A 25,173-nucleotide genomic window follows, 5' to 3' on the forward strand; every position below is an offset into this window, starting at 1 on the left:
CTCCCCATCCAAAAACGGGGGCTTTTACCCTACCGGGAACAAGCATAGATTTAGGAATATAGATATGTAGGATTGGCTTTGATCCCAAGCATCAACAAAACATGGAATACTTGTATTATTTGGCTAATGCCAGTCTAACTCTGAGGGTCGTTCAATACCTGCACGCCAGACCCCAAACACCTGTTTCGTTCGTCACTGTAATTCATCAAATTGATGGCTGGGTGGTTAGGATCAAACTCAAAAGTCAAGTCTCGCCTCAAGAAGATGGTGACTTTCGGGCTTTTCTAAATGAATTAGGAATTAGCTACGAACCGCCAATGAGGGTACAGATGGCACTTTGGAGTTTGGAAGCGGGACAGTGTCCAGTGGATGTGATGCGTCGCTATCAGGTAGCGATCGTCTCTCATGGTAGTCCAGAGAGAGATGAAATCGAGGCTTTCCGGCAACAATTTGTCCGGGGCTTAGGCTACTGTCCAGAAACTTTGGCGTGATCCGATTTGGTTATCACCATAGTACAAAATTATTGGTCATTGGTAATCAAAATATTTTATCCGTTACCGATTAACCATTGTCATTATCAATTAAACAATCGAAAGCTGCAAGAATGTATTCTTGCAGCCTATACTCATATCCGGCTGCTGACGAAGTAGCGAGAGCTTCTTGAGTACCTGTAACCCCAGTTACGTTTTTTGATATTTCGCGACAAGAGACAATGGCAACATCAAATCGGCAGGAATAATCTGCTTTTTCAGGGTATTGGGCTAAAAACATTCCCGCTGTACGGGAAATTTTGCTTTGCTTTTGCGGGGTAATTGCGCTTCTTCCTCCCGCATCCCAACTGCCAAAACTGCGGGTTTTGACTTCCACAAATGCCAATATTGGCTGGGGAGTACGGAGTGGAGAGTTAGGAGTTAGGAGTGAGGAATTATTGTCTTTGTCTCCTTGTCTTTTCATCTCCCCATGTCCCCATCTCCCCATCTTCCCAGTTCCCTCGCAATATTCGGCGATAATATCAATTTCTCCCCAACGGCAGGAAAAGCGACGATGTAGAATTACCCAACCTGTAGATTGCAACCATTGGGCTACTAAGTCTTCTCCAAAATGACCAGTTTTAAGATATTTCATAATAATCCAGTATTATAGAGTTATTTAACAACTTTAATCGCCTCAATTTACTAGAGGATTACTAGATGTACTCAAAGCAACGTGATAGCAAGGCTTCCAAGAAATTAGCTGATGTAAACATAGGTGTAGACAAGGGTTCTCTACGCTTGCAGTTTAGTACACGTATAAGTCGTAAATTTTACGACAAAAAGCAATTCTATAAAGGGCTGGGTAGGAGCGATACACCAGAGAATCAACAGTGGGCTGAAGGAATAGCCAGACGGATACAGGCTGATATTGACCATCCAGACGGGGGGCTGTTTGACCCTACCCTTGCTAAGTATCTGGATATAAAGCCGATGCTAGCTACAGTTACCCAGTTACCGACCGCAAAACCATTGCCGAAGTTAGGGGAACTGTGGGAAGAGTTTCTGGAATGGAAGCGTAGTCGCGTCAAAAAAACTACTTACCAAGGAATGTATATTCGTACTTACACGGCTTTATTAAAACCATTTCTAGATAAACCTTTAAACAGTAACCTAGCAAATGAAATTTTTGAAGCATTGAACAAAAAGAAAGCCAACAGAACTACTACCAGAAATTTATTATGTGTCTTAAGCACATTAAGTAAAAGAGCGATAAAAAAAGGGTTAATAATAGAAGATTATTTTGATGAAATTAAAGACGCTTACAAAGTACCAAAAAAATCACGGCAATTGAAAGATGAAGAGGATTACAAAGCTTATTCAATAGAAGAAAGAGACTTGATAATTGAAACATTTTATCAATCTGATAAAAACAGTGAAAAACATATTGCCCCATTGATTGAATTCTTATTCCTTACTGGGTGTAGACATGGTGAAGCGTTCGCTTTGCAATGGAAGGATGTTAAATTTGAGACTGGATGGATAGTCTTTGACGAAAGCTTTGCGTCTGAAATTCGTGAAACACAATCAACCAAAACCGATACTACCAGAATTTTTAAAATGAAGGGACTAACACGACTTCAGAAGGTATTAAACTCCCTCAAGGATAATAATTGTAATCCAGATGATTTAGTATTTAAAACTTCAACAGGAAAACAAATGTCTACAGCAATATTAAAAGCTGCATGGTTAGGTGGGGGATATACTAATCATGGAAAACATTACAAATATCTTGGTGCTGTAGCTAGATTAGCAAAGGAAGGTGGAATTAAATATTTAAAAGCTTATGCTACTAGGCATACTTTTATTACCATTATGGCTAATAATGGTGCTGACTTAGCATTATTAGCTGATTGTTGTGGTAACAGTGTTGAAATAATAATCAAGCACTACTTACAGCTAGATAAAGAACGACTACTACCAGACATATAAACCCACCTTCCCCCAATTTATCCAACAACCTCAATCAGGTATTTAGTCATAACCCTTATTCTGTATAGCTTTCATTACTTTAATTTGAATATGTAACTAATCAAGAGGAATAAAAAAGGTTGATAGATTGCGATCGCTCACCTTGTTTTGATTATGTAACGAATTCAAGCCAGGTAGTGAGCGACTGGAAGGTACATTACATTCGTGTCTACCCTTGTTAGTGAAACTTGTTTAGAAGTTATCTAATAACTTTAGACATGTAGAATAGAGATGAATTTGCGCTCTCACTGTTGAACATCAGTCAATTGATTTACAAAATCAAATTAGAAAATTACTAGACAGTTAATCACCCTGAGATGCTAGTTCAAATGTACTAAAAAGGGTTAAATACTAGAAAGTTAGTAGAAATTAAGAGATAGTAGGTTGAAAGTATTGATATTAGGAACCTTTTACTAATTATTGACCAGTTTTAAGATAATGAGATGGAGGAAGGTTAGTCATTGACTAAAAACATCATGAATTCCATGAATTCTAGGTTAAGCGATCGCATAAAAGTTTCTCAATTAAGCTCATCCCATAATGAGTTGCAATTGAAGCGTAGAAGATATTATTTGATTTGGGCAACCATACTCAGCTTATTTGTTTGGGGAATAGTTGGCCTCACAGCAACCATCGGTTTTGCTCCCGGAGCTTTGGCACTGGAATACAATAAAGAAATTTTGGTAGAAGCTGATTTTTCCGGACGTGATTTAACAGATTCCAGCTTCACAAAAGCTAATCTTCGTCAAAGCAACTTCAGTAATTCTAATTTAAGCGGTGTCAGTTTCTTTGCAGCAAATCTGGAGTCCGCGAATTTGGAAGGAGCTGATTTGACAAATGCCACACTAGACTCAGCTCGCCTGATTAAAACAAACTTAACAAATGCAGTTTTAGAGGGGGCGTTTGCTGCTAACACCAAATTTGATGGTGCAATCATTGACGGAGCAGATTTCACCGATGTGCTACTGCGTCCAGATGAACAAAAAAAATTGTGCAAAGTCGCTAAAGGCACTAACCCGGTTACAGGACGAGATACGCGTGATACGTTATTTTGTCCATAAAAACTAGGGATGAGGGAGATGTAGCTTTAGCTTCTCTTTGGGAGACGCTAGCGCAAACCCGCAGGGTGGGAGATGAGGAAGATGACGGAGAAAAAACTGCCTAACTCCCAACTCCCAACTCCCAACTCCAAACTCCTAACTCCCAACTCCAAACTCCTAACTCCCCACTCCCCACTCCCCATTCCCTTACCAACCACGAGCGCCAACCTTTTCGCAGACAAATTGCATTCCTTTACCTGGTGAAGAGTCTGCCACAAAAGGTATTTCTCCTTTTTCGTCATCTTCTTGGAGTAGCTGTCCTTGTGAGCCGTAAATGACTATGCGATTGAGAAAAAGCCGCGATTCCGTACATGATGCATCGAATGTAGTCTCAAAGATGCCATCTCCATAGATGCCGTAAAGTTTGTATCTTGTGCCCTCAATAGTTTTTGTGTCTAGGGCTATGCTATTTCCTAATTTATCGTGACCTACAGTCACATACCTTTGTGCATCTTGGGCGATGGCTGCGCCACTACTCAATAAAATAGCGATCGCTCCCACAATGCCACTTATCTTAAAAGACATAAAATTTAAAAATATCAGATTTCATCTATTTCTACTCCCAAACCCAAAGATTTTGGCACTGTAAAAGCACTGAAATCCAGATATAGCAAGGTGTTATACTAATTCCTAATACCTTGTGGGAAGCGTAAAGGTCAAGATTGTGGTATTGATTGGCGAGAGACTGAACCACCAGAGAAAGGAGCAGTAGCACCGGACTGGTTTTATGTTCAAATGGGAACCATAAGAAAATAAGCTAATACCGTGCTTTGGTATGAAGTAAAGAAACGTAATACAGAAAAATTTTTATGCTGCTTCGCCATTGCAAACTTCTTGCCAAAAGTTATAGAATTTCATCTACTAAAACCGTATCGCCTTGACAAAAATCTATACTGAGATGATAATCTTCAAGCAACGCAGTTCCAATGAGTGGACGACGACCCATTGCTAGTGCTGCAATATTACGCTCTACACCATTCCATACAATTGTTGCTAATTGAAGAAGAATTCAGAATTCAGAATTCAGGAGTCAGAATCAAGACGCTCTCTACGAGACGCTACGCGTAGCTTGCTTAAGAGCAGGGGTACGCGGACACGGCTTAGCTGCGCTATCAGTCGGGGATTCAGACCCGCGACTGATTGTTCGCGTAGCGTCTCCCCTTGGGAGAAGACCACCAAATCTAGAATTTGGTGGGGGTCTTAAACCCAGTTATTCATCCACCACTCGCACAGAATTCATTCTGAATTCTGGCTCCTGACTCCTGAATTCTGTTTGATAAACATCGGTTTCCACAGTGGAATTGTTAGCGAGGTTTGCATTGATGTTGATGAGGTAGGGCAAACCAAGAGCAGCAATGATAGAAGGCGGCAAGGTTAAGAACCCTTCAAACCCTGTATCAATAACGCATTCGATTTCTACACCTGAACGTTCTGGGGGAAGAATAATGACATTCATTCTTGCCTGGAGTCCAACTACATTCCCATGTATCACTGTGCCGTCCTGAGCAGTGTACCACCAACTGCATAAACCGCATCAAAACCAATTCTCTCTCCCCAAAGTGGTGCATCGGTTTGCTTGGCTCGTAATCGAAGACTCGTTTCGACTAAATCATCACCGATTTCGTAATCTCCTGTTTCAACATTAATCGAGATAATTTTGCCAATGTTCTCTTGTGTCTCAACTTTGGCACGGATACTTGTTTGATAAAGTTCCTTTCCACGCTGGGCGACTTCTTGGCTACTGAGCGTAGGGTGGGACATAAATAAATCCCCTATTTAAACTGCTCGATTCCTCACTTCATTGTAGAGCAGAAACTACAGAGGTTAGAGAGCAATGCTTGGTGTTGTAGAAGATAAAAGAGCGATCGCATCTGCGATTACCTTTTTGTTTCGCCCGATGAGATGCAGAAAATTGTTGCCGATACCGAATGTCAAATTAAAGAATTTATCAGGCCGGAAGAGGCGAACTACTTCGCAGTAATCAGTAAAAAATTTTTACAGACTGTCGGCAAAGTTCAATAGTAGTTTGGAGCCAGGATTATTTGTAACTATAAGGATAAAACAAACGAAAGATCGTTGCTGATTCTATAGGAATTTGAAATTTAGTTGTTTCGTGGTCGCCATGTATGGCGCGGAATCCATTGGAGAACCTTTTTAGCAAGTTGGGTGTTAATCAGAGGTTTGTAAGGCTCATGCTCATATTCATGTCCACCACGCCAATCCACTTCAGGAAGTAGGGACTGGGCCAATTCAAGACTAGTCCGATGTGCCGAAGAAATATCATCCGCGCATAGCAGCAAAGTGACATGACCAGGATTAGGACAGTGTAAAGCGCACCGTGCTGCTTGGGCTGCATCTCTCACGTCGAGAAAAGCACCGTATTCCCAAAAAGGATTCCATTCAAAATCGGGATTGGCTTGCCGATTGGAAATAATAAAATCGTAAGTTTCTTCATCAAAAACACCTGGTGGTCGCAAACAAATAGTTGAGATGCCTGTGCTATCGGTAAAATATCTGCACATTTCTTCACCTAAGCGTTTAGAAACAGCATAAGGAGTGGTGGGATAACAAGGATGATTGTCGTCTAACGGAAGATAATCCGGTTTTCTTTCACCCTTAAAAATTCCCAAGGCATCAACACTACTAAAGAAAACTACACGTTTGACTTTTGCTTGTGCTGCTGCCGTGAGAATATGCCAAGTACCAAGAAGATTGACTGCCATTATTTCATCCGGCGTGTCTGAAGAGTTTCCAAGTAGCGCAGCAAGATGAACAACTGCATCGCAACCAACAATAGCAGAACAGATTTGATGGGGATTGAGGATATTATAACCACTTGCGATATCAAAGCCAATCACTTCATCTCCGTCGGCACGCAAAACTTTTTCAACAACTGAACCAATCATTCCTTCGTTGCCTGTGACTAATATTTTCATAGTCCTCACTTGTATATGATTTCGCTTAAGGCCAATAAAGCGTCTTTGGTAAACCGAATTGGCTTCATAGAGTTTACTTAAACCTGCTCCTATCAAGACTGTAACAAGACATAAGCTAAGAAATACTAATAGACTATAAAAGTCAAAAAGCTTGAACAAAGACCGATCGCAACATTGAGCAGAAACTAGCTAATCGCCCTCTACCAAATTCAATGAGGCTCAAACTCTAGTTATCCGAATTTATTTAACACTCTTAAACCACTCAGTAATACCTTGAGCGATCGCTTTTGCCATTTTTTTCTGTTCTTCTGGGTTCACCACCTGTTCAAATTCATCGGGATTGCTCATAAAACCCAATTCCAACAACACTGATGGGGCGGCGGCTGGACGTGTCAGCGCCAGGTTATTCCAAAACACACCATAGTCAGGTCTACCGAGATTTTTGACTACATAATTTTGTAAAAATATCGCTAGGCTGTGGGCTTGGGGATGATACCAAAAACTGCCGAATCCCTTGGTTTTTTCGGCATCGCCATTATCGGGTAGAGAATTGTGATGTATAGAAATAGCGATCGCTGGTTCTTCTTGACTAATAATTGCTTGACGTTCTACTAAAGAAACTTCCTTGTCGTCCTCCCGCGTCATCACCACTGTTGCTCCTCGCTTGACCAACTCATCCCTTAACAACTTCGATACCACCAAATTGACATCTTTTTCTAAATATCCAGTTGGCCCACTGGCACCAGATTCTTTACCTCCATGCCCTGGATCTAGTAAAATCTTGAGATTAGCTAAAGGCTTGCGTTTTGTGTTCCCAATTTTAGGCGGATGACGCAAAGCTAAAACCAGGGTTGTACCGTCGTATCTTAGCTTATATCCCCACTGTTGAGCTTTTTTGAGGTTAAAGGTGTATTTTACTCGTTCTAGTGTCTCCTGTTGCCAATCTAGGCGAGAAATCAGGGGGTCGTCGTCCAAGCGAATAATATCGGTTTGGGCAGTAGTATTGTAGAGAGTGAGACTAAAAGTGCGATCGCTCTGTTGTACGCTCACAGGTACGGGGACTTGTAAGGGGAAAACCATCTCTGTAACACCAGGGAGTTGACGGTATCCGACGCTGCGAATTATTGTTTGTGGCGGAACTGCACCGGGTAGAGTGCGGGTTTCCTGACTATTAATCCAAGCTCCATAGTCTAGGCGCAACCATTCACCTTCCTTACCTGTAACCGTTGCTCGCGTGCCTTTGGGCAATGGTGTAAGTCGAGAATAATCGGTACTAGGGCCAGTGCGTGCTACACCTGCGTCTACTGTCACCTGGGCAACTGGTAACTCTGTCTTGGAAAGGATTTGAATCTTACCATTTCCTGGTTGAGTTATTGTCTTACCGTTGAGGGTCAGTTGAAACTGGGGTTGTCCCAGATCGCCAGGAGTTGCCACAGTGGTGCAACCTTTATAGCTGCCTACGCTAGACTGGCCATGAGGCTGATTTTGTCCCGTCAAAGCTGCCAAATTATTTGGTAGTTGGGCTTGCTGGGGTTGGGGCAAAAGGGCAACAGTTTGATTAGCCAGGTAGACGGATACACTGGCGTTCGGGGGTGCGATCGCGCTAAAACAAATAAGTTCTTCTGGTAGTCTGGCAATGTCAGCTGCTGGAGTCAGAGAATCTTTCGCAAAGGCTAACCCCTGTGGAAGTTCAGGCAAAGTGGCAACCCTTGTCACCTTAATCTGGAGTTCTTGATTGCGGTAACGCACAGTAAACAGATTCTCTCCCAACTGCAAGGGTAAACTTGGAGAAAAATGACCAGCTTTGCTGCGGTTAATTGGCTTACCATCGATGGAGACTTGTCCATCTGGTGGTGCTGTGCCCAGAAAAAAGATTTTTTCGGCACTTGTTTGGTAGTTTGTCTGAGGAAAAACGATTAGAACAGATGGTTCTGCCAAGGCTAAGGAGGAGGTGAGAATACAGCCTAATATTACTAATCCTAAGAGCTTTTTCACAGCAAGAGTGCGGAAGATTTAACCACAGTCACTATGGCACAATTACGGGATGTATTTTTAGAAGTTGTTAGAAATTCAAACTACTATGACTAAGTTTATCTTTGTAACTGGAGGCGTAGTCTCCAGTATTGGCAAAGGCATTGTAGCAGCAAGTCTAGGGCGTTTGCTCAAATCGCGGGAATATTCAGTGTCGATTCTCAAACTCGACCCTTATATCAATATAGATCCTGGGACGATGAGTCCGTTTCAGCATGGGGAAGTGTTCGTTACCCAAGATGGTGCCGAGACAGATCTGGATTTGGGACATTACGAACGCTTTACCGACACTTCAATGTCGCGATTAAACAGTGTGACTACTGGCTCAATTTACCAAGCAGTCATTAATAAAGAACGACGCGGAGACTATGAAGGCGGTACAGTACAGGTAATTCCCCACATCACGAATGAAATTAAAGAACGAATTCTAAGAGTGGCTAAAAGTACAAATCCATCTGTGGTGATTACAGAAATTGGTGGTACTGTGGGAGATATTGAATCCTTGCCGTTTTTGGAAGCAATTCGTCAGTTCCGCAAAGAAGTGGGACGGCAGAATGTATTATACATGCACGTGACGCTGGTGCCGTGGATTGCCTCTGCGGGTGAGATGAAAACCAAGCCAACACAGCATTCAGTCAAGGAACTGCGATCTATTGGTATTCAACCAGATATTTTAGTTTGCCGGAGCGATCGCCCATTATCGGCAAAGTTAAAGCAAAAACTGTCGGGATTTTGTGATGTGCCGGAAGAATGCGTCATCACCTCCCAAGATGCCAAAAGTATCTACGAAGTACCGTTGAATCTGGAATGGGAAGGACTGGCAGAACAAGTACTAGACTTACTGCAAATGGAACAGCGGACACCAGATCTAACCCAGTGGCAAACCCTGGTAAAACGCTTACATAGCCCTAAACACGAAATAGAAATCGCCATTGTCGGTAAATATGTACAGTTAAGTGATGCTTACTTATCTGTAGTGGAAGCACTCAACCATGCTGCAATCTCCACCTATGGCAAACTGCGCCTGCGTTGGGTAAACTCAGAACTTTTGGAAACTGAACCCGCCGAAACCCACCTTGAGGGTGTAGACGGCATAGTTGTCCCTGGAGGTTTTGGACTCAGGGGAGTAGATGGCAAAATTGCTGCGATTAAATATGCCCGGAATCGCCAAATTCCTTTCTTGGGTTTATGCCTGGGAATGCAATGTTGCGTGATTGAATGGGCGAGGAATATAGGGGGATTAACAGACGCCAATAGTGCTGAATTTGACGCTTATACCACTGATCCGGTAATTAATTTATTACCAGAACAACAAGAGGTGGTGGATTTAGGGGGTACAATGCGCTTGGGACTGTATCCTTGTCGTGTTCTCCCTGATACTCTGGCCTTTAAACTTTATCAAGAAGATGTAATTTATGAACGACATCGACATCGCTATGAATTCAACAACGCTTACCGCGATTTGTTGTTAAAGTCTGGCTATGTGATTAGTGGTACTTCTCCTGACGGACGCTTAGTTGAAATTGTGGAATTACCGAAGCATCCATTCTTTCTTGCTTGCCAATTTCATCCCGAATTTCAATCCCGTCCTAGTACCCCTCATCCCTTATTTAAAGGATTCATTCAAGCGGCGATTTCTCTGTCAACTTCTGGTACACCAACACCATTGGAGGTATCTTAACAATTCGTAATTCATAATTATTTTTTGAATTTTGAAGCGGCGCATAGCAACATTAACTTAGGACTTGGGTACATTTGGCATACAGGGTGCATCATTCGTAAATTTTGGACTTGAGGAGATGTTGTGACGTACTGGGTGAAAATCCTTTACGAGAGGAAAGAATATGTAGTAAATTTTGAACGCGTCCATGCTTTCTGTTACGAACGAAATGGCAGGGTAACTTTTTGGTTACCTGATAGTGCCATTCCCATTGTGATTAATCCGCAAAATAATTTAGAAGATTATCAAAAAATTATCGATTATATAGAGTGCGTTACTCAATTAGAATTAAATTACGCCTATTGGGTGAAAATTATTTACGAAAAAAATGAATATATCATTAATTTAGATTGTATAAGTTCTTTTTGTCATGAACCAAACGGTAGGATAACTTTTTGGTTGCCAGATGGTACTATTCCCATCATCATCAACCCTGTGAATAATCCCGAATCCTACGAAAAAGTCGTCAAATATATTGAGAAAGCAACAGGATATTTTTTGTCTTAAAATTAACTCTATTTACAAAGCTAAATCAAAAACCTGTTGTGCAGTCAAGTTGAGTTTTAGAAAGGTGGGAGAAACAATCACATCACTACCTCTAAATAGCTTCTTGATATATTCTACTGACGAAAAGTCACAGAAAATAGAAATGAAACTGTTTCCTGTGTTCCCTATCCTAGCTATAAGATTTTTTTTCGCAAACTCTAATGAGGTTGAAGCACTTATGCAATTCAGCTTAAATCTGCTATGTTCAGAAATTCTACAAAATATCTGCCAACTTCACCAAGAGACTATTAGCTAAATTCACTAAGCTGATGTCATCTTTATGAACATTATTTTCACCAGTAGCTAATAGATTTTTCACAGCTGCTAACCTGTCATCTATCTCAGGACTTCTCCAATATGCTTCTAAACTTACTGCAAAATCGAATAGCGATCGCTCCCCTAAATATTCCCTGACTTTTACAGCTACATTATCATCACTTACCAAAAATTCTTTAATTGCATCCAATCGAGAATTACCCAATATTTCATCATTTCCCCAGGTTTCTAACCAGTCTCCATTTACATCTTCAACATAAAAATTCACAAAATCAATGCCGTAAGTTAACCAGTTCTGCTGCATTTGTCTAGCTGTTGCTAAAGCTTCGGCAAAATTAACATTGTTGCAGGTGTGAGTTTCTCTATTGTGAGCCATAAAAGCTGTAATGAGCAGGTAAGTATGTAGGCTAGAATACAAATCTTGTACATCAAAATCCAAAAACAATCAGGAAAATTTTAAATATTTTCCACCAGAAAGATAATCACTGTTATACAGCGCCACGTTGACTAACTGGTTCACAAAATTAGCATCCTTGGGATTGTAACTTAAAAATAATCCTCGCTCTATTTCCCACGATCGCAGTGTATTTTGCCAAGCTTGGTACTTTTGTTGATTGAGTTCTTCACTGACACTGGTAACTTGAATGCAGAGTGGTTGATTGTGACGATTACTGACAATTAAATCCGTTGCCATTGATAGGTCGGCAATATAACGCTGCCAAAAACTACCTTCTCGCTGAACAATATCTTGGGCTATATTTCTAATAATATCATCATCACCGCGATTAAACTCGCCTGCCATTAATTTTTGCTTCCAAATATAAAACTTGGAATCATTTGCATTAATCCATTTGGGAAAAAGGTAACCATACCAATATCTTTCAATGGGTGTCATTTGCTCAAATTTTGCTTTTTGTGCTTCTTGCGAAGGTGAGGATTTTATTATCAGCCAAATTGTCGAGTCCGTAATTACTTCTAAAAGAAAAGCAAGGACAAAAGGTTTAGCCGTCAGGGAACCTGGTTTGATATTCTTCACCCAACGGTTGATTTCATCTAATCTTCTCGCTAAATTAGGATCTATCGAGTAAGCTTGCTCGATGAGGGATTTTAATTTATCCTTAATCTCTTTTGCTTGCAAACGAGGCCCTACTTTCAGATACTAAAGCTTTTTTTAACAATCAGTAATTCAGGAATCAGAATTGAGAATTTAATTCTATACGACTATAGTGCTGTGGCACAGCTACAATGCTGCATTAGCTTTCTTCTTGCAGGATGCGGGTTTCCCCTGCCCTAATTGGCGGACAAGATGCCCACCACACAAGAAAATATATTTACTATTGCAATATTTTAATCTTGTCACGTCACTAGTAATGAATAGGTTGATTCTAAATTCTGTATTTTGTATTCTTCTCCAATTTTAACTGTAAAGTGTCTATGTAAATTTGGTCGTCTGATTAAATATTCTCAGGGTTAATGCCCTGTGTACGCAAAAGTTCGCGCAATCTGGCAATTTCTTGTTCTGCTTGTTGGACGCGTTCTTCTGCTTGTTGGGCACGTAAACTTTCTTGTTGGGCTAGTTCTTCAGATGATGGTATCAATTGGTTTTCAGTAGTAAAGAATCTTAATTTACCTTCATAAACTCCCAAGTAAAGTTCTAACTGTTGACTCCATAAACGTCCATCAGTGGTAGATTGAATTTCTTGATACTTTCCATCTACTAAGTGAAATCCCTGTAACTCCATTTTTATGGGGTCAAACAGGAAATAATCCGGTGTACGAAAAGTATCTTGGTAAATTTGTTTTTTAAAGCCTTTGTCAATGACTGCTGTGGAATTCGACAAAATTTCTACAATTACATTTGGGTATTTCCCGTCTTCTTGCCAAACTACCCAACTTTTACGGTCTTTTTTCTCGGTTCCCAAAACTACAAAAAAGTCTGGCCCCCGGAAGTATTCCGATTTTTTTTGGTTGGGACTGTAGTAAATTGTTAAACTCCCAGAAGCATAAAAATCCTGCTTTTCTCGCCACCACGATTTCAGTAGGCGAATCAGCAAATCGATTTGGTCTCGGTGGAGGTCATCGAGAATAAGTGGCATAGTTTTTGTAAAAGGGAGTGGGGAGATGGGGAGGTGGGGAGGTGGGGAGATGGGGAGATGGGGAGATTGGGAGATGGGGAGATGGGGAGATGGGGAAAATTCTTAACTCCTAACTCCTAACTCCCCACTCCCAATGACTAATGGCGCTTAATGAAAATCTAAACACAGTACAGCATAACTGGGCTAAGAATAGTTTTTAGTAACAATAGCGATCGCGCTTATTAAACTATGTCTCAACCAACCATAGAATCAATCCTACAAGAGAATCGCCTTTTCCATCCTAGTCCTGAATTCTCACAAAACGCCCATATCAAGAGCTTAGAAGACTACCAGCGTCTTTATGAGAAAGCTAAAGCCGATCCGCAGCAATTTTGGGCAGATTTGGCGACAAATGAATTAGCATGGTTCCAAAAATGGGATACAGTCCTAGATTGGCAACCGCCTTTTGCTCAGTGGTTCGTAGGCGGTAAAATTAACATTTCTTACAACTGTCTTGACAGACACCTCACCACTTGGCGCAAAAATAAAGCTGCATTGATTTGGGAAGGGGAACCAGGAGATTCCCGTACCCTCACCTACGCCCAACTGCATCGGGAAGTTTGCCAGTTTGCCAATGTGTTGAAGCAATTAGGCGTACAAAAAGGCGATCGCGTTGGTATTTATATGCCAATGATTCCGGAAGCCGCCATCGCTATGTTAGCCTGTGCGAGAATTGGCGCACCCCACAGTGTGGTATTTGGTGGTTTTAGTGCGGAAGCTTTGCGCGATCGCTTAATTGATGCGAAAGCTAAATTGGTAGTTACCGCTGATGGTGGCTGGCGCAAAGATGCGATCGTTCCCCTCAAGGAACAGGTAGATAAAGCCTTGGCTGATGGCGCTGTTCCCAGCGTAGAAAATGTCCTGGTTGTCAAGCGCACCGGACAAGAAACATACATGCAATTAGGCGGACGCGACCATTGGTGGCACGATTTACAAAAAAATGCCTCCGCTGATTGTCCAGCTGAACCGATGGACAGCGAAGATATGCTGTTTATCCTCTACACTTCTGGCAGTACGGGCAAACCAAAGGGTGTGGTACATACAACTGCTGGTTATAATCTGTATACCCACATGACCACCAAGTGGATCTTTGACCTGCAAGACACAGATGTATATTGGTGTACCGCCGATGTAGGTTGGATTACTGGACACAGCTATATAGTGTACGGCCCCCTTTCCAACGGTGCAACAACTATTATGTATGAAGGTGCGCCCCGTGCTTCTAATCCTGGGTGTTTCTGGGATGTAATTGAAAAATACGGTGTCAACATTTTTTATACTGCACCTACGGCAATTCGGGCATTTATTAAGATGGGCGAACACCACCCCAAGGCGCGAAACTTGTCTTCGTTGCGATTGTTGGGAACCGTCGGCGAACCCATTAACCCAGAAGCTTGGATGTGGTATCACAAAGTGATTGGTGGAGAGCGCTGTCCAATTGTTGATACTTGGTGGCAAACTGAAACTGGCGGTATCATGATTACCCCGCTACCAGGGGCAATTGCCACGAAACCCGGTTCCGCAACTCTGCCCTTCCCTGGAATTCTTGCAGACATCGTAGATTTAGAAGGAAATTCCGTACCAAGCAACGAAGGTGGTTATTTAGCAGTGCGCCATCCTTGGCCGGGAATGATGCGGACAGTGTACGGCGATCCGGAACGCTTCCGCCGCACCTATTGGGAACATATCCCCCCCAAAGATGGGAATTATACTTATTTTGCTGGTGATGGTGCAAGACGCGATGAAGATGGTTACTTCTGGGTAATGGGTCGGGTAGATGACGTATTGAATGTATCTGGACACCGCCTCGGTACAATGGAAGTCGAATCAGCCTTAGTTTCCCATCCAGCAGTTGCCGAAGCGGCGGTAGTGGGTAAGCCGGATGAACTCAAAGGAGAAGAAGTAGTTGCTTTTGTGACATTAGAAGGCACCTATCAAGGAAGTGAGGAATTGAGTAAAGAACTCAAGCAACACGTAGTCAAAGAAATTGGTGCTATTGCCCGTCCTGGAGAAATTCGCTTTACCGACGCTTTACCAAAAACGCGATCGGGTAAAATTATGCGGCGATTATTGCGAAATCTCGCTGCGGGACAAGAAGTATCTGGTGATACTTCAACCTTAGAAGATAGAAGCGTATTAGACAAATTGCGGGAAGGGGCGTAGCAAGTTTAGATAAATCCTGGGGCGTTACACGGTAACGCGCCCGCAATTTATCATAAGTATTAGAGCACTATTGAGGCATTCAGGGCGATGAAACCGAACAGCAAACTGAAATCAGCATTTGTTCAACCTTTTAGCTGCATAGCACTGACTACGATCGCTGCCATTGGTCTATCACCATCCGTGTTAGCAGTTTCTTTCGATTCGCCTCAACAGTATCCCCAAAGACAAGTACACAAACTAGCGCAATTTTCAGACCAAGGGCCATCAGAGCGATCGCAGATTCTCCAACAAGCCAATGCTTTGTATAATCAAGGAGACATGAAAGGTGCAGAGGAAAATTTACGCAAGTTAATTAAACAATTCCCCAGAGATGCCTTTGGACACTTTCAGTTGGGAAATGTGCTGTTTCGACAAAAGAAATCAGAAGAAGCAATTAGCGCATACAAAGAAGCCATCCGCCTCCAGTCAAAATATGCTTTAGCTTACAATGCCATTGGTATGGTTTACGCTAGCGAAAGTCGGTGGCAAGAAGCTATCACTGAATATCAGAAAGCTTTAGAAATTAATCCCAATTATGCGGAAGCATTGACTAATTTTGCTCTAGCAATGTGGCAAACAAATAAAAAAGATGAGGCTTTATCTTCTTTAGAAAAAGCTTTAAATCTTTTTAAAGAACAAAATAGGAATGAAAAGGTAAATCAAGTAGAACGAATCTTGCAAGAAATCAAAAAATCAGACGATCCTACTATTTCATAATAATTAAAGCAGAATTTAGGAGTTAGATAAAATTTTGGTCTCTTTACTAAACTTTTATCTACTATAAAAAGCCCATTTGATTGCTGAACAAATCTATGTATATGTAGGGTGTGTTATGGCGTAGCCTAACGCACCAAAACCTTGAAATGGTGCATTACCAACAGTTGAAAAAACCTGCCCTAACTGCTGGTTACCCTATATGTATTTGAAAAATAAAACATAAGTTTTATATATCTTTTCAGTAGATAAAATTTCATCAGATTTGCTATATGGGTTGCCAAAAATACGATTGTCGCATAATCTAAGTCTTGAGAGGAGAGAACATATATGCAAGTCAGACAAGAAATTTTTGATACCTATTGGCGATTTGCTGCTATGCGGCAAGAAGTATTTTTCAATAAAATTAATAATCTCCCACCACCTTGGACGGGCGATCCTATTATTAATACCTATAAATTTTGTAATGCCTATCGAGCAAGCGATCGCGTTTCCCAATATTTAATTAAAAATGTAATTTATGATAACAATAGAAGCAAAAACGAAGAAGAAGTAATTTTAAGAATTTTGTTATTTAAAATTTTTAACAAAATAGAAACCTGGGAATATTTAGAAAAACAACTAGGTGAGTACATTACACTGTCTAATTTCGATTTGAATATATATTCAAACATTTTACAAGAAGCAATGAATCTTGGGCATGTTATTTACACCAGTGCGTACATGTCTTGTGCCAGCAAAGAATTTGGTTATGATAAAAAACATCAAAATCATTTGGCATTAATTGATAAAATGGTTGTTCAAGAGAGAGTAGACAAACGCATAGTTAAAGCCAAAAATTTTGAAGATGTTTTTCACATAATCCAAGAATATCCATTACTGGGTAAGTTTATGGCTTACCAATTAGCCACAGATATAAATTATAGTGAAATTATCAACTTTGATGAAAACAGTTTTACTATAGCAGGGCCAGGAGCCGAACGTGGTATCAACAAATGTTTTATTGATACAGCAGGTAAAACATACACAGATGTTATTCATTGGATGACTGAAAATCAAGAGAAAGAATTTCAACGTTTAGGGTTAAATTTTCAATCACTCTGGGGTCGTCCGCTACAGGCGATAGACTGTCAAAATCTATTTTGTGAAACTGATAAATATTGCCGAGCAGCTTTTCCTGATTTGAAGAGTAATCGCAAAAAGATAAAGTCTAAGTTTACTTCAACGCCTCAACCCATTGATTATTTTTATCCACCTAAATGGCAAATTAACCATAAGATACAACAAACTATAGGGAATATATCGCCAACATTAGATATTCGTAATTTACAACAAACCAATAATACTAATCAGCAATTGTCTTTGGAATTAGACTCGACCGTAAAAGAAACTTCTGTAATTAAAGAAAATAAATCAAAATTCTACAAAACATCTGAACGACAGTTCCAATTAAAGCAAAAAATAAATAAAAGCAAAAAATCAAAGCCTTTAGACAATACACAGATAGAAAAATCTCAACAGTTGTGCTTATAAAATGGGAGTAACCTAACAGCAAAGTCAAAGTAACAATAGAATAAGTCAACAGATAATAAATAAAATACAAATATAATCTTGGTTAAAGCCTATGACTTCCTTATCGTCATTAACTTTACCTGACCACACCCAGTTACCAGATTCAGATGGTACATTTGTGTTCGCGAAGCGTGCCGGAGGCAAAAATCTTCAGGAGCATCCACAAAGTATCTTAATTACAGATTCAATTAAACCTGTGCTAGAACAACGCCATCCTGATGGACAATATTTTGTTGGAGAAAATTTAGATATCTACTGGGGATTAACAGATCCTTCTGAGAAGGGTGCCTCAGCACCAGATTGGTTTTATCTACCCAATGTATCACCAATTCTTGAAGGTAAAACGCGGGGTTGTTATGTGTTGTGGCAAGAATCTTTCGCACCTTTAATTGTGTTGGAATTTGTCTCTGGAGATGGTTCAGAAGAACGAGATAAAACACCGCCATCTCAAGGGGAAAGTGGAAATGTTGGGAAATTTTGGGTTTATGAACAGGCAATTCGAGTGCCTTATTATGGAATTTATGAAGTAGCGAAAGCCCAGGTTGAGGTGTATCATTTAATTGATAATACCTATCAAATGATGCAACCCAATGAAAGAGGACATTACCCGATCGCTCCTTTAGGGGTAGAGTTGGGAATATGGCAGGGTTTGTATCAGAATGCAGAGTTACCTTGGTTGCGGTGGTGGGATGCACAAGGAAATTTACTGCTAACAGGTGAAGAACGCGCTGAAGTTGAACGACAAAAGCGGCTATTAATTACCGAAAAATTGCGTAATCTTTCTGTGGAACAACTCAATGCTTTAGGAATTGACCCAGAAATGTTGGATTAAAAATTATTATCGTCTGCTAATGATACATCTTCATATATTTCGGCGATCGCACAACGAAAATCAACGCTAGCTAAATGTACTTCTTCTCCTTTTTCATAAGGGTAAAGTACCCAATGTCCTTGTTCATTACGACGGAAGCATTCTACACTCATTCTATCTGATGAAATTAGCACATATTCTTGTAGCGATTCTAAGTGTCTGTAACTAGCAAATTTTTTCCCTCTATCAAAACTTTCTGTTGATTCAGAAAGCACTTCTACCACTAAGCAAGGATAGCACTTAAAATATTCAAATTCTTTATCTCGTGTATCACAAGTAACTATTACATCAGGATAGAAATAGCGATTTATGACATCAATTCGCGCTTTCATATCTAATATGTAGATACGGCAACCACTACCGCGAAGATGGTTTCGTAGCAAAATAAACAAGTTTCCTACTATAGTCACATGGGCATCACTGGCCTCAGCCATAGCATAGACTTGCCCATCAATATACTCGTGTTTTATTTCGCTTACTTTCTCGCCTTCTAAATATTCTTCTGGGGAAATATAGTACTCATTTTGGCTGATGACCATGTTAGTACCTGAATAGTTTTAAGTAGATGGACATAAATAAATATAATATTTTCTGTCATTGCGAGCGAAGCGAAGCAATCCCAGAGACTTTGCGATTGCTTCGCTTCGCTCGCAATGACATCTTAGATTTAATCATGACTATCTACTTATCTAATATTTTAACTCATCAAACAAATTTAATGAGCGACTGCACTACCACTTGCTTTCACTTTTTTAAAGAACAAAATCGCAAGTCCACTCAACAATAAAGCAATGCCAATAAAGTAGAAACAATCGTTAAAAGCCATGACAAATGCTTCCCGACGAACTATATTTGATATAGATGCGATCGCCTGATTTTGTGCCGTACTCAAATCCGCACCACGACTAATAAAATATTGAGTCATTTGGTCAATGCGCTGTTGAGTTGTTGGGTCATATAAAGATATGCCATCCCCCAATCGATTCGAGTGAAATTGTTCTCTATTTGTTAATAAAGTTGCCAAAGAAGCGATTCCAATCGAACCGCCCATATTCCGCATCATATTAAATAAACCACTCGCCGAACCTGCTTCTTTCGGACTTAATCCACCAGTGGCAATAGAGCTAAGTGGTACCATAATTAAAGGTTGTCCCATTGCCCGCACAAATTGTGACCACCGTAATTGATCTAATCCTGTTTGATTAGTCATACCAGAATTCATAAATGCACTGACAGCAAATAAAGTTACGCCAACAGCCACCATGAAGCGCACATCAAAACGTTGCATTAATTTGGGTATAAAAGGAATAATAAATAATTGGGGAATCCCAGCCCACATCAATACTTCACCAATTTGCAACGCATTGTATTTTTGAATTTGGGCAAGATATAAAGGTAAAATATAAATTGAACCATACAAGCCAACACCCAAAGATACATTTACAATACTCGCTAAACCAAAGTTACGTCTAAACAACAGCCGCAAATTAATAAATGGTTGTTTACGAGTTAATTCTATAAAGAAAAATATTGCTAGAAAAATTACTGCAATTACAGTTAAGCGTACAATTAACGCCGAACCAAACCAATCTTTACGGCTACCTTCTTCTAAAACAACTTGCAGGGAACCCAATCCGATGGCCATTGCAATAATTCCCCACCAATCGCCTTGTTTTAATAAACTAATTTGGGGTGCTTCTTGCTTAATTCCATACCAAACGCCAGCCAGCATTAATATACCTGGAATTAAGTTGATATAAAAGTTATATTCCCAACCAAAGTTTTCCGTTAACCAACCTCCTAATGTCGGGCCGATTGATGGGGCGAAAACTGCACTAAAACCAAAAGCTGCTAATCCTATTGATTGCTTGGATGGTGGTAAGGTAGTTAAAACAATTGTCATAGCGGTAGGAATTAAAACTCCTCCACTAAAACCTTGCAAAGCCCGGAACAGAATCATAGAATTCAAATCCCACGCCCAAGCACAACATATAGAAAATAAAATAAATAATGCAGTATTTACTAATAGATAACGTCTTAAAGAAAAGACCCTTGATAACCATCCTGTTAGAGGAATTACTACAATTTCCGCAACGAGATAAGCAGTAGAAATCCAAGAACCTTCTTCTAAAGTTGCTCCTAAACTTGCTTGAATATCTTGCAGGGAAGCATTAGTAATTTGAATATCTAATACCGCCATGAACGCACCAAGCATACTTGCCAATACACCAATCCAAGTTCTGAACGGCACCCGTTCTGGCGGGACAGCAGGATTGTGCCCTGGCTGACGAATTATACCTGTATTAGCCATAGTGTTGTTTCATTTTTTGATTAAATTCTATACTCATCTCATTGGGCATTGGGCATTGGGCATTGGGCATGGGACATTAAAAAATCACGCATTTAAAAGTTCTTTAATGTTGAATTTTGAATTGATTTGTCCCCCTCATTCCCCATCCTTCGGGTTCGCGCTAGCGTCTATGAAAGAGAAGCTAAAGCTACATCTCCCATGCCCCATGCCCCATGCCCCATGCCCCATAGCCCATACTCTATTTAACTTCCACTGCAACTTCCGCAGACATCCCCGGTGTGATTCGCGATTCGTATCCTTGAATGCTGTTTTGGTCGAAAACTATTTTGACTGGGATGCGCTGTACAATTTTGGTAAAGTTACCTGTGGCGTTATCTGGGGGTAATAAGGCAAATTGAGCGCCGGAAGCTGGGGAAATACTATCAACGTGACCAGTAAAAGTGTGATGAGGGAAACTGTCCAGCTTGATTTCTACTGGTTCTCCTGGGCGCATTTTTTCTAGTTGGGTTTCTTTGAAGTTGGCAACTACCCAATTTTGATTATCCACGATCGCCATTAACGGTGTACCCGCTGCAACTCGGTTACCAATTTCCACGTTTTTCCTGCCTATTCTTCCAGCACTAGGAGCAGTAATATTAACATAGGATAGTTGCAATTGAGCGTCTTTGAGCGATGCTTCTGATTGTGCGATCGCTGCTTTTGCTGCTTCGTATTGACTGCGTTTGACTGCTGTATCTTGTCCGCCAGCTGTGGCTTGTTGCAATCCTCCCTTGGATGCAGCCAATTTTGCTTGGGCGCTAACTACACTTTCTTGGGCTTGTGCTAATTGAGATTGGGCTTTAGCAACGCCAACTTTCGCCGAGGCTAATCTGGCTTGGGCTTGTTCTACTCCCTGGACGGCAGCATTTTTCTGGGCTACAGCCACATCATAGGCCGCCTTGGCTGTGTCTAATTGCTGGCGAGCGATGGCACCCGATTTATACAATTCGTTGTAACGGTTATAATCTGCTTGGGCTTTTTCCAAGTTGGCATTGGCTTGGGCTACCTGGGCTTGGGCGGCAGGAATTCCCGCTTGGGCTAACTTCACTTCGGCTTGTGCTGCTGGTATCCCCGCTTGCGCTTCTTGGACTGCTGCTTGGGCTGTGGAAATTGCCGCTACAGCGTTGCTAACATCTCCTTGCGCCTGAGTTGTTTTACCAGTGGTGGTTTGTGAAGCTAAGGCGATATTTGCTTGGGCGGCTTGGGCCTGACCCCGCGCATTTTCTAATGCTGCTTGTGCTTGTTGGACTTTACTTTCATAGTCCCGCGCATCTAACTTGACTAATAATTGTCCCGGTTGCACCAGTTGATTATCATCCACCAAAACTTGAGTTACAGTTCCGGGAATGCGGCTACTAATTTGGTGAATGTTTCCCACAACGGTGGCGTTATCTGTTTCCTGGTGAGTAGAGGAATATTGCCAGTAGTTATAGCCAAAAGTACCTGCGGCGATCGCACCTACACCCAATCCTGCCAAAATTAAACCAATGGGTTTTTTACGCTTCGGTGGAACTTCTTTTTCTGTCTGGGGAGTTACAACAGGCCCTTGAGTTGTCTCTGTGGTGGTGGCTTCTAAAGTCTCTGAATCTGTAATCAATTCTGGTTCTAAAATTGGGGTTTTGTTATCCTTGCGTCCGTTTAAAGTATTGACACCCATAAGTTTCAACTCCTTGCAGATTGATTTAGTTAACTCTCGTTTATTTAAAGTACGTAATATTGATTTACGAGCCTTTGCGTGGCTTTTATTTAGTATGCGTAATATCTTCTCAAAATAAATCTTAATGTAGCTTCCCCCGCTTGGGTGATTGTGGAAGTATCTTTTAAGAGAGATTAGCGATGCCTTTATTCAAAATCTGGGAAAAAAATTCTCGGTCAGCAAGGGAAATACCGTCCATTGCTTCATCACACACTTGTGCAGCGATGGGAGGTAGGATAGTTTGTAGTTCCCGTCCTGCATCCGTTAACCAGATTCGCCAGATGCGGCGGTCTTGAGTATCGCGTTCTCGACGAACCAAACCGCGTTCTTCCATCCGGTCTAACACCCCAGTTAAAGTACCGCCTACTTGTTTGAGTTTGTCCCCAATACTAGAAGTAGGTAAACCATCTTCTTGCCAAAGACAGCACAACACCAACCAATGAAATGGCGTCAATCCAAAAGGTTCGAGTCTATCAGTAAACCTACGACTTAGTAGTTGCGAAAGTAATTTGATTCTGTACCCCAAATTGTATGGTGCGAGATTTTGCTGCCAGGACTCTAAAGTTGGGGATTGATTGGATGTAGAAATCATTTTTTAAAATACTTAGCATACTTAATATTCATATACTATCTAATTTTGATGATTTTGGCAACAGCTCTTTTTTTGGAACTAGGGAAGTGGGGGAGATGGGGAGATGGGGAGATGGGGAGATAGGGGAGAAAAATTGCTACCTTGTCCCCCTTGTCCCCCTTGTCCCCCTTGTCCCCCTTGTCCCCCTTGTCCCCCTTGTCCCCCTTGTCCCCCTTGTCCCCCTTGTCTCCATGCCCAATGCCCCATGCCCCATGCCCCATGCCCAATAACTAACGAAGTACTTGAATAAACTGATATTCTTTCACAGTACCGAGAATACGGTGAGGTCTGGATAATTTAGGGGATTGATTTTGAGAAGTCCAAGCGTAGCTAAAAGCTGGTACTTCAGAAAATGAGGCTACTCGTTTGTCGTCAATAGCAATATAGAAATCGAGGAGTACTTGGACTTTATCATCTATTTCCACAAAGTATATCGGATTAGTTTTCAAAATAGAAGCGATCGCGCTTTGTTGGAGAAAAACTCTTAAGTCCGGGTTATAGTCACTTAACAAACCTATACTACCCATAGCTGCTAAAGCTAACCAACAGGGAATTAACCAATCTGCTATCCAGTAACGAGTGGTGAGAAACTTTTTACCAAAGCGATAACGACCAATCCACACAACAGGTAAAATTAACCAACCTAATCCCATAGCGAAGCCAATAATTGCATACTTACGGATATCAGAATTAACCCAAGCAAAAATCACAATGCTGGCGATAATGAGTAAAACACCGAATCCACCAAATCCATAACTGAGGTTTCGGGGAAGATTTTCTTTGACAAAAAAATTGAAGATATTTTTTTTCTTTTGTTGAAGAATAGATGGCGAGGAAATTCCTAGCTGATAAATTTTACCTAGCCAGTCTAAACCCACAGCAGCAAACAACGCCACGAAGGGATAAAGGCAAAGACTATAGTGAGAGAAACGAGTTGTAAAAATACTAATTTCAATAAAAAAGACAACAGGAAATCCAACTAATAATAATTGGTAGCGGAAGGGATGACGGATGGCCAAAATTAGTCCGAAAATTGCGAAAAAAGCCCAAGGAAATGCTTTGAGACCAATATTCCAAACATAGAAGAGAAAATTCGTGTGATAATTATCATTTCCCTTACTACTTTGATAGATCACAAATTTGTATAATTCTTCAAAACTTTGGTTTCCATAATGTAACCAACAAAGCCAGAGCCAAACAAAAGTAGGAATCAAACCGACGAAAATCCCTAAATATAAAAAGAGGTTATTCAGATGACGATGACGCTTAGCATCCCAAATTAAATAAGGTAATAAAGCTATGATTGGTACAAAAATCATAAAGCTTCTGATTAAAAAGCCTAAACCTAAACTTAAACCAGCACTAAAACTCCAGAAGTAGCGTTTTGCCGGATTTAATTCTGCTTTGATAAAAGACCAAATCGTTAAAAGTACTAACAAAACTAAAGGTACATCTGGGGTACTTAAACGACAAGATTGCAGCCAGAGAAATTCCACACTTAAAATTGCACCAGCAAGCAAAGCTAGTTTTTTACCCAAGATGATTTTGCCGATTTCATATACCAGCCAGACGCATAAAATTCCTGCAAGCATACTAGGAAGACGCGCACTCGTATCATTAATACCAAACAGCTGATAGAAACTGGCAATTAACCAATAAGGCCCAGGAGTTTTGTGATGCGGCTTTTCCCAAGGTGCAATCCAATTCCCAGAATCAAACATCAAACGTGCCCGTGAAGCATAAAGCGCTTCGTCATGTGCTATGAGGCTATTTTCACCAGAAGTAAATAATAATAAAGGTAGTATCCAAACTAACAAAATAAAATAAGGTGATGCTCCTAAAAGCAAGATTTTGCGCCCAATATACTGCAAAGAACGTAATTTGTATAACAT

24 protein-coding genes and 1 pseudogene are annotated in these 25,173 nt (G+C 40.8%); 11 read left to right on the top strand and 14 right to left on the bottom strand.

Annotated features, from left to right (window positions below; all coding sequences use genetic code 11):
• Window positions 1-101 precede the first annotated feature (101 nt).
• The gene (locus VF06_RS17530) at window positions 102-491 is read left to right on the top strand and encodes a hypothetical protein (protein WP_099072915.1); all 390 of its coding nucleotides are present in this window, start codon (window positions 102-104) and stop codon (window positions 489-491) included.
• Between the two features lie 70 nt (window positions 492-561).
• On the opposite strand, the gene VF06_RS17535 is transcribed toward VF06_RS17530, so the two are convergent.
• Window positions 562-1,125: a YraN family protein gene (locus tag VF06_RS17535; RefSeq protein WP_099072916.1), complete on the bottom strand. Its 564-nt coding sequence runs from the start codon at window positions 1,123-1,125 to the stop codon at window positions 562-564.
• Window positions 1,126-1,190: 65 nt separating this feature from the next.
• On the opposite strand from VF06_RS17535, the gene VF06_RS17540 reads away from it, so the two are divergent.
• Together VF06_RS17540 and VF06_RS17545 are read left to right on the top strand one after the other, a co-directional pair.
• Window positions 1,191-2,462, top strand: a complete 1,272-nt coding sequence (locus VF06_RS17540) for a tyrosine-type recombinase/integrase (protein WP_099073493.1) — start codon at window positions 1,191-1,193, stop codon at window positions 2,460-2,462.
• 524 nt (window positions 2,463-2,986) lie between these two features.
• A complete protein-coding gene (locus VF06_RS17545) occupies window positions 2,987-3,562 on the top strand; it encodes a pentapeptide repeat-containing protein (protein ID WP_099072137.1) in 576 nt (191 codons plus the stop codon).
• A 186-nt stretch (window positions 3,563-3,748) separates the two neighbouring features.
• Here VF06_RS17545 and VF06_RS40915 read toward each other — a convergent pair whose 3' ends face one another.
• Entirely contained in the window at window positions 3,749-4,126 is a 378-nt protein-coding gene (locus tag VF06_RS40915; RefSeq protein ID WP_099072136.1) for a hypothetical protein, read from the bottom strand.
• Between the two features lie 129 nt (window positions 4,127-4,255).
• Here VF06_RS40915 and VF06_RS42755 point away from each other — a divergent pair.
• Window positions 4,256-4,333 (top strand): annotated as a pseudogene (locus VF06_RS42755) (Uma2 family endonuclease); the annotation flags it as partial.
• Between the two features lie 478 nt (window positions 4,334-4,811).
• Here the strand turns inward: VF06_RS42755 and VF06_RS17560 are convergent.
• The 4 genes from VF06_RS17560 to VF06_RS17575 all read right to left on the bottom strand — a co-directional run bounded on the left by VF06_RS17560 (window position 4,812) and on the right by VF06_RS17575 (window position 8,532).
• Window positions 4,812-5,057 carry a pepsin/retropepsin-like aspartic protease family protein gene (locus VF06_RS17560; RefSeq protein ID WP_180267602.1) on the bottom strand — a complete coding sequence of 82 codons (246 nt, stop codon included), beginning with the start codon at window positions 5,055-5,057 and terminating at the stop codon, window positions 4,812-4,814.
• A gap of 32 nt (window positions 5,058-5,089) precedes the next feature.
• Entirely contained in the window at window positions 5,090-5,362 is a 273-nt protein-coding gene (locus tag VF06_RS17565; protein WP_099072135.1) for a hypothetical protein, read from the bottom strand.
• A 341-nt stretch (window positions 5,363-5,703) separates the two neighbouring features.
• Entirely contained in the window at window positions 5,704-6,537 is an 834-nt protein-coding gene (locus tag VF06_RS17570) for an NAD-dependent epimerase/dehydratase family protein (protein WP_099072134.1), read from the bottom strand.
• 240 nt (window positions 6,538-6,777) lie between these two features.
• The gene (locus VF06_RS17575; RefSeq protein WP_099072133.1) at window positions 6,778-8,532 is read right to left on the bottom strand and encodes an N-acetylmuramoyl-L-alanine amidase family protein; all 1,755 of its coding nucleotides are present in this window, start codon (window positions 8,530-8,532) and stop codon (window positions 6,778-6,780) included.
• 85 nt (window positions 8,533-8,617) lie between these two features.
• Between VF06_RS17575 and pyrG the strand changes: the two genes are divergently transcribed.
• Window positions 8,618-10,249, top strand: coding sequence for a CTP synthase (pyrG, locus tag VF06_RS17580; protein ID WP_099072140.1), 1,632 nt, complete (start codon window positions 8,618-8,620; stop codon window positions 10,247-10,249).
• Between the two features lie 123 nt (window positions 10,250-10,372).
• A complete protein-coding gene (locus VF06_RS17585) occupies window positions 10,373-10,795 on the top strand; it encodes a hypothetical protein (protein WP_099072132.1) in 423 nt (140 codons plus the stop codon).
• Window positions 10,796-11,048: 253 nt separating this feature from the next.
• Here VF06_RS17585 and VF06_RS17590 read toward each other — a convergent pair whose 3' ends face one another.
• The 3 genes from VF06_RS17590 to VF06_RS17600 all read right to left on the bottom strand — a co-directional run bounded on the left by VF06_RS17590 (window position 11,049) and on the right by VF06_RS17600 (window position 13,206).
• Entirely contained in the window at window positions 11,049-11,486 is a 438-nt protein-coding gene (locus tag VF06_RS17590; protein WP_099072139.1) for a hypothetical protein, read from the bottom strand.
• A 69-nt stretch (window positions 11,487-11,555) separates the two neighbouring features.
• Complete coding sequence (locus tag VF06_RS17595) at window positions 11,556-12,248, bottom strand: hypothetical protein (RefSeq protein WP_180267601.1); 693 nt, start codon at window positions 12,246-12,248, stop codon at window positions 11,556-11,558.
• Window positions 12,249-12,564: 316 nt separating this feature from the next.
• Entirely contained in the window at window positions 12,565-13,206 is a 642-nt protein-coding gene (locus tag VF06_RS17600; RefSeq protein ID WP_099072130.1) for a Uma2 family endonuclease, read from the bottom strand.
• A gap of 228 nt (window positions 13,207-13,434) precedes the next feature.
• Between VF06_RS17600 and acs the strand changes: the two genes are divergently transcribed.
• The 4 genes from acs to VF06_RS17620 all read left to right on the top strand — a co-directional run bounded on the left by acs (window position 13,435) and on the right by VF06_RS17620 (window position 18,565).
• Window positions 13,435-15,408 (top strand): acetate--CoA ligase, encoded by a 1,974-nt coding sequence (gene acs, locus VF06_RS17605; protein ID WP_099072129.1) that lies wholly within the window; start codon window positions 13,435-13,437, stop codon window positions 15,406-15,408.
• 87 nt (window positions 15,409-15,495) lie between these two features.
• Window positions 15,496-16,164, top strand: coding sequence for a tetratricopeptide repeat protein (locus VF06_RS17610; protein ID WP_099072128.1), 669 nt, complete (start codon window positions 15,496-15,498; stop codon window positions 16,162-16,164).
• 327 nt (window positions 16,165-16,491) lie between these two features.
• Window positions 16,492-17,694 (top strand): nucleotide kinase domain-containing protein, encoded by a 1,203-nt coding sequence (locus tag VF06_RS17615; RefSeq protein ID WP_099072127.1) that lies wholly within the window; start codon window positions 16,492-16,494, stop codon window positions 17,692-17,694.
• 91 nt (window positions 17,695-17,785) lie between these two features.
• Complete coding sequence (locus VF06_RS17620; protein ID WP_099072126.1) at window positions 17,786-18,565, top strand: Uma2 family endonuclease; 780 nt, start codon at window positions 17,786-17,788, stop codon at window positions 18,563-18,565.
• Here the strand turns inward: VF06_RS17620 and VF06_RS17625 are convergent.
• The 4 genes from VF06_RS17625 to VF06_RS17640 form a co-directional block, all read right to left on the bottom strand.
• Complete coding sequence (locus tag VF06_RS17625; RefSeq protein WP_099072125.1) at window positions 18,562-19,143, bottom strand: Uma2 family endonuclease; 582 nt, start codon at window positions 19,141-19,143, stop codon at window positions 18,562-18,564. The two genes, VF06_RS17620 and VF06_RS17625, sit on opposite strands and share 4 nt — an antisense overlap.
• A gap of 176 nt (window positions 19,144-19,319) precedes the next feature.
• Complete coding sequence (locus VF06_RS17630; RefSeq protein WP_099072917.1) at window positions 19,320-20,915, bottom strand: DHA2 family efflux MFS transporter permease subunit; 1,596 nt, start codon at window positions 20,913-20,915, stop codon at window positions 19,320-19,322.
• Window positions 20,916-21,153: 238 nt separating this feature from the next.
• A complete protein-coding gene (locus VF06_RS17635; protein WP_099072918.1) occupies window positions 21,154-22,611 on the bottom strand; it encodes an HlyD family secretion protein in 1,458 nt (485 codons plus the stop codon).
• Window positions 22,612-22,774: 163 nt separating this feature from the next.
• A complete protein-coding gene (locus tag VF06_RS17640) occupies window positions 22,775-23,242 on the bottom strand; it encodes a MarR family winged helix-turn-helix transcriptional regulator (RefSeq protein ID WP_099072919.1) in 468 nt (155 codons plus the stop codon).
• Window positions 23,243-23,345: 103 nt separating this feature from the next.
• Between VF06_RS17640 and VF06_RS40920 the strand changes: the two genes are divergently transcribed.
• Complete coding sequence (locus VF06_RS40920; protein WP_180267724.1) at window positions 23,346-23,531, top strand: hypothetical protein; 186 nt, start codon at window positions 23,346-23,348, stop codon at window positions 23,529-23,531.
• Here VF06_RS40920 and VF06_RS17645 read toward each other — a convergent pair.
• On the bottom strand, window positions 23,512-25,173 hold the full coding sequence (locus VF06_RS17645; RefSeq protein WP_099068426.1) for an ArnT family glycosyltransferase: 1,662 nt from the start codon (window positions 25,171-25,173) through the stop codon (window positions 23,512-23,514). The genes VF06_RS40920 and VF06_RS17645 overlap by 20 nt on opposite strands.

Origin of the sequence: Nostoc linckia z4, assembly GCF_002608075.1 — a bacterium.
Taxonomy (GTDB): Bacteria; Cyanobacteriota; Cyanobacteriia; order Cyanobacteriales; family Nostocaceae; genus Nostoc; species Nostoc linckia.

Coding starts and splice junctions, on each gene's coding strand:
- VF06_RS17530 (WP_099072915.1), top strand. CDS start 102: ATGGAATACTTGTATTATTTGGCTAATGCCAGTCTAACTCTGAGGGTC.
- VF06_RS17535 (WP_099072916.1), bottom strand. CDS start 1,125: ATGAAATATCTTAAAACTGGTCATTTTGGAGAAGACTTAGTAGCCCAA.
- VF06_RS17540 (WP_099073493.1), top strand. CDS start 1,191: ATGTACTCAAAGCAACGTGATAGCAAGGCTTCCAAGAAATTAGCTGAT.
- VF06_RS17545 (WP_099072137.1), top strand. CDS start 2,987: ATGAATTCTAGGTTAAGCGATCGCATAAAAGTTTCTCAATTAAGCTCA.
- VF06_RS40915 (WP_099072136.1), bottom strand. CDS start 4,126: ATGTCTTTTAAGATAAGTGGCATTGTGGGAGCGATCGCTATTTTATTG.
- VF06_RS17560 (WP_180267602.1), bottom strand. CDS start 5,057: ATGAATGTCATTATTCTTCCCCCAGAACGTTCAGGTGTAGAAATCGAA.
- VF06_RS17565 (WP_099072135.1), bottom strand. CDS start 5,362: ATGTCCCACCCTACGCTCAGTAGCCAAGAAGTCGCCCAGCGTGGAAAG.
- VF06_RS17570 (WP_099072134.1), bottom strand. CDS start 6,537: ATGAAAATATTAGTCACAGGCAACGAAGGAATGATTGGTTCAGTTGTT.
- pyrG (WP_099072140.1), top strand. CDS start 8,618: ATGACTAAGTTTATCTTTGTAACTGGAGGCGTAGTCTCCAGTATTGGC.
- VF06_RS17590 (WP_099072139.1), bottom strand. CDS start 11,486: ATGGCTCACAATAGAGAAACTCACACCTGCAACAATGTTAATTTTGCC.
- VF06_RS17600 (WP_099072130.1), bottom strand. CDS start 13,206: ATGCCACTTATTCTCGATGACCTCCACCGAGACCAAATCGATTTGCTG.
- acs (WP_099072129.1), top strand. CDS start 13,435: ATGTCTCAACCAACCATAGAATCAATCCTACAAGAGAATCGCCTTTTC.
- VF06_RS17610 (WP_099072128.1), top strand. CDS start 15,496: ATGAAACCGAACAGCAAACTGAAATCAGCATTTGTTCAACCTTTTAGC.
- VF06_RS17615 (WP_099072127.1), top strand. CDS start 16,492: ATGCAAGTCAGACAAGAAATTTTTGATACCTATTGGCGATTTGCTGCT.
- VF06_RS17620 (WP_099072126.1), top strand. CDS start 17,786: ATGACTTCCTTATCGTCATTAACTTTACCTGACCACACCCAGTTACCA.
- VF06_RS17625 (WP_099072125.1), bottom strand. CDS start 19,143: ATGGTCATCAGCCAAAATGAGTACTATATTTCCCCAGAAGAATATTTA.
- VF06_RS17630 (WP_099072917.1), bottom strand. CDS start 20,915: ATGGCTAATACAGGTATAATTCGTCAGCCAGGGCACAATCCTGCTGTC.
- VF06_RS17635 (WP_099072918.1), bottom strand. CDS start 22,611: ATGGGTGTCAATACTTTAAACGGACGCAAGGATAACAAAACCCCAATT.
- VF06_RS17640 (WP_099072919.1), bottom strand. CDS start 23,242: ATGATTTCTACATCCAATCAATCCCCAACTTTAGAGTCCTGGCAGCAA.
- VF06_RS40920 (WP_180267724.1), top strand. CDS start 23,346: ATGGGGAGATGGGGAGATAGGGGAGAAAAATTGCTACCTTGTCCCCCT.
- VF06_RS17645 (WP_099068426.1), bottom strand. CDS start 25,173: ATGTTATACAAATTACGTTCTTTGCAGTATATTGGGCGCAAAATCTTG.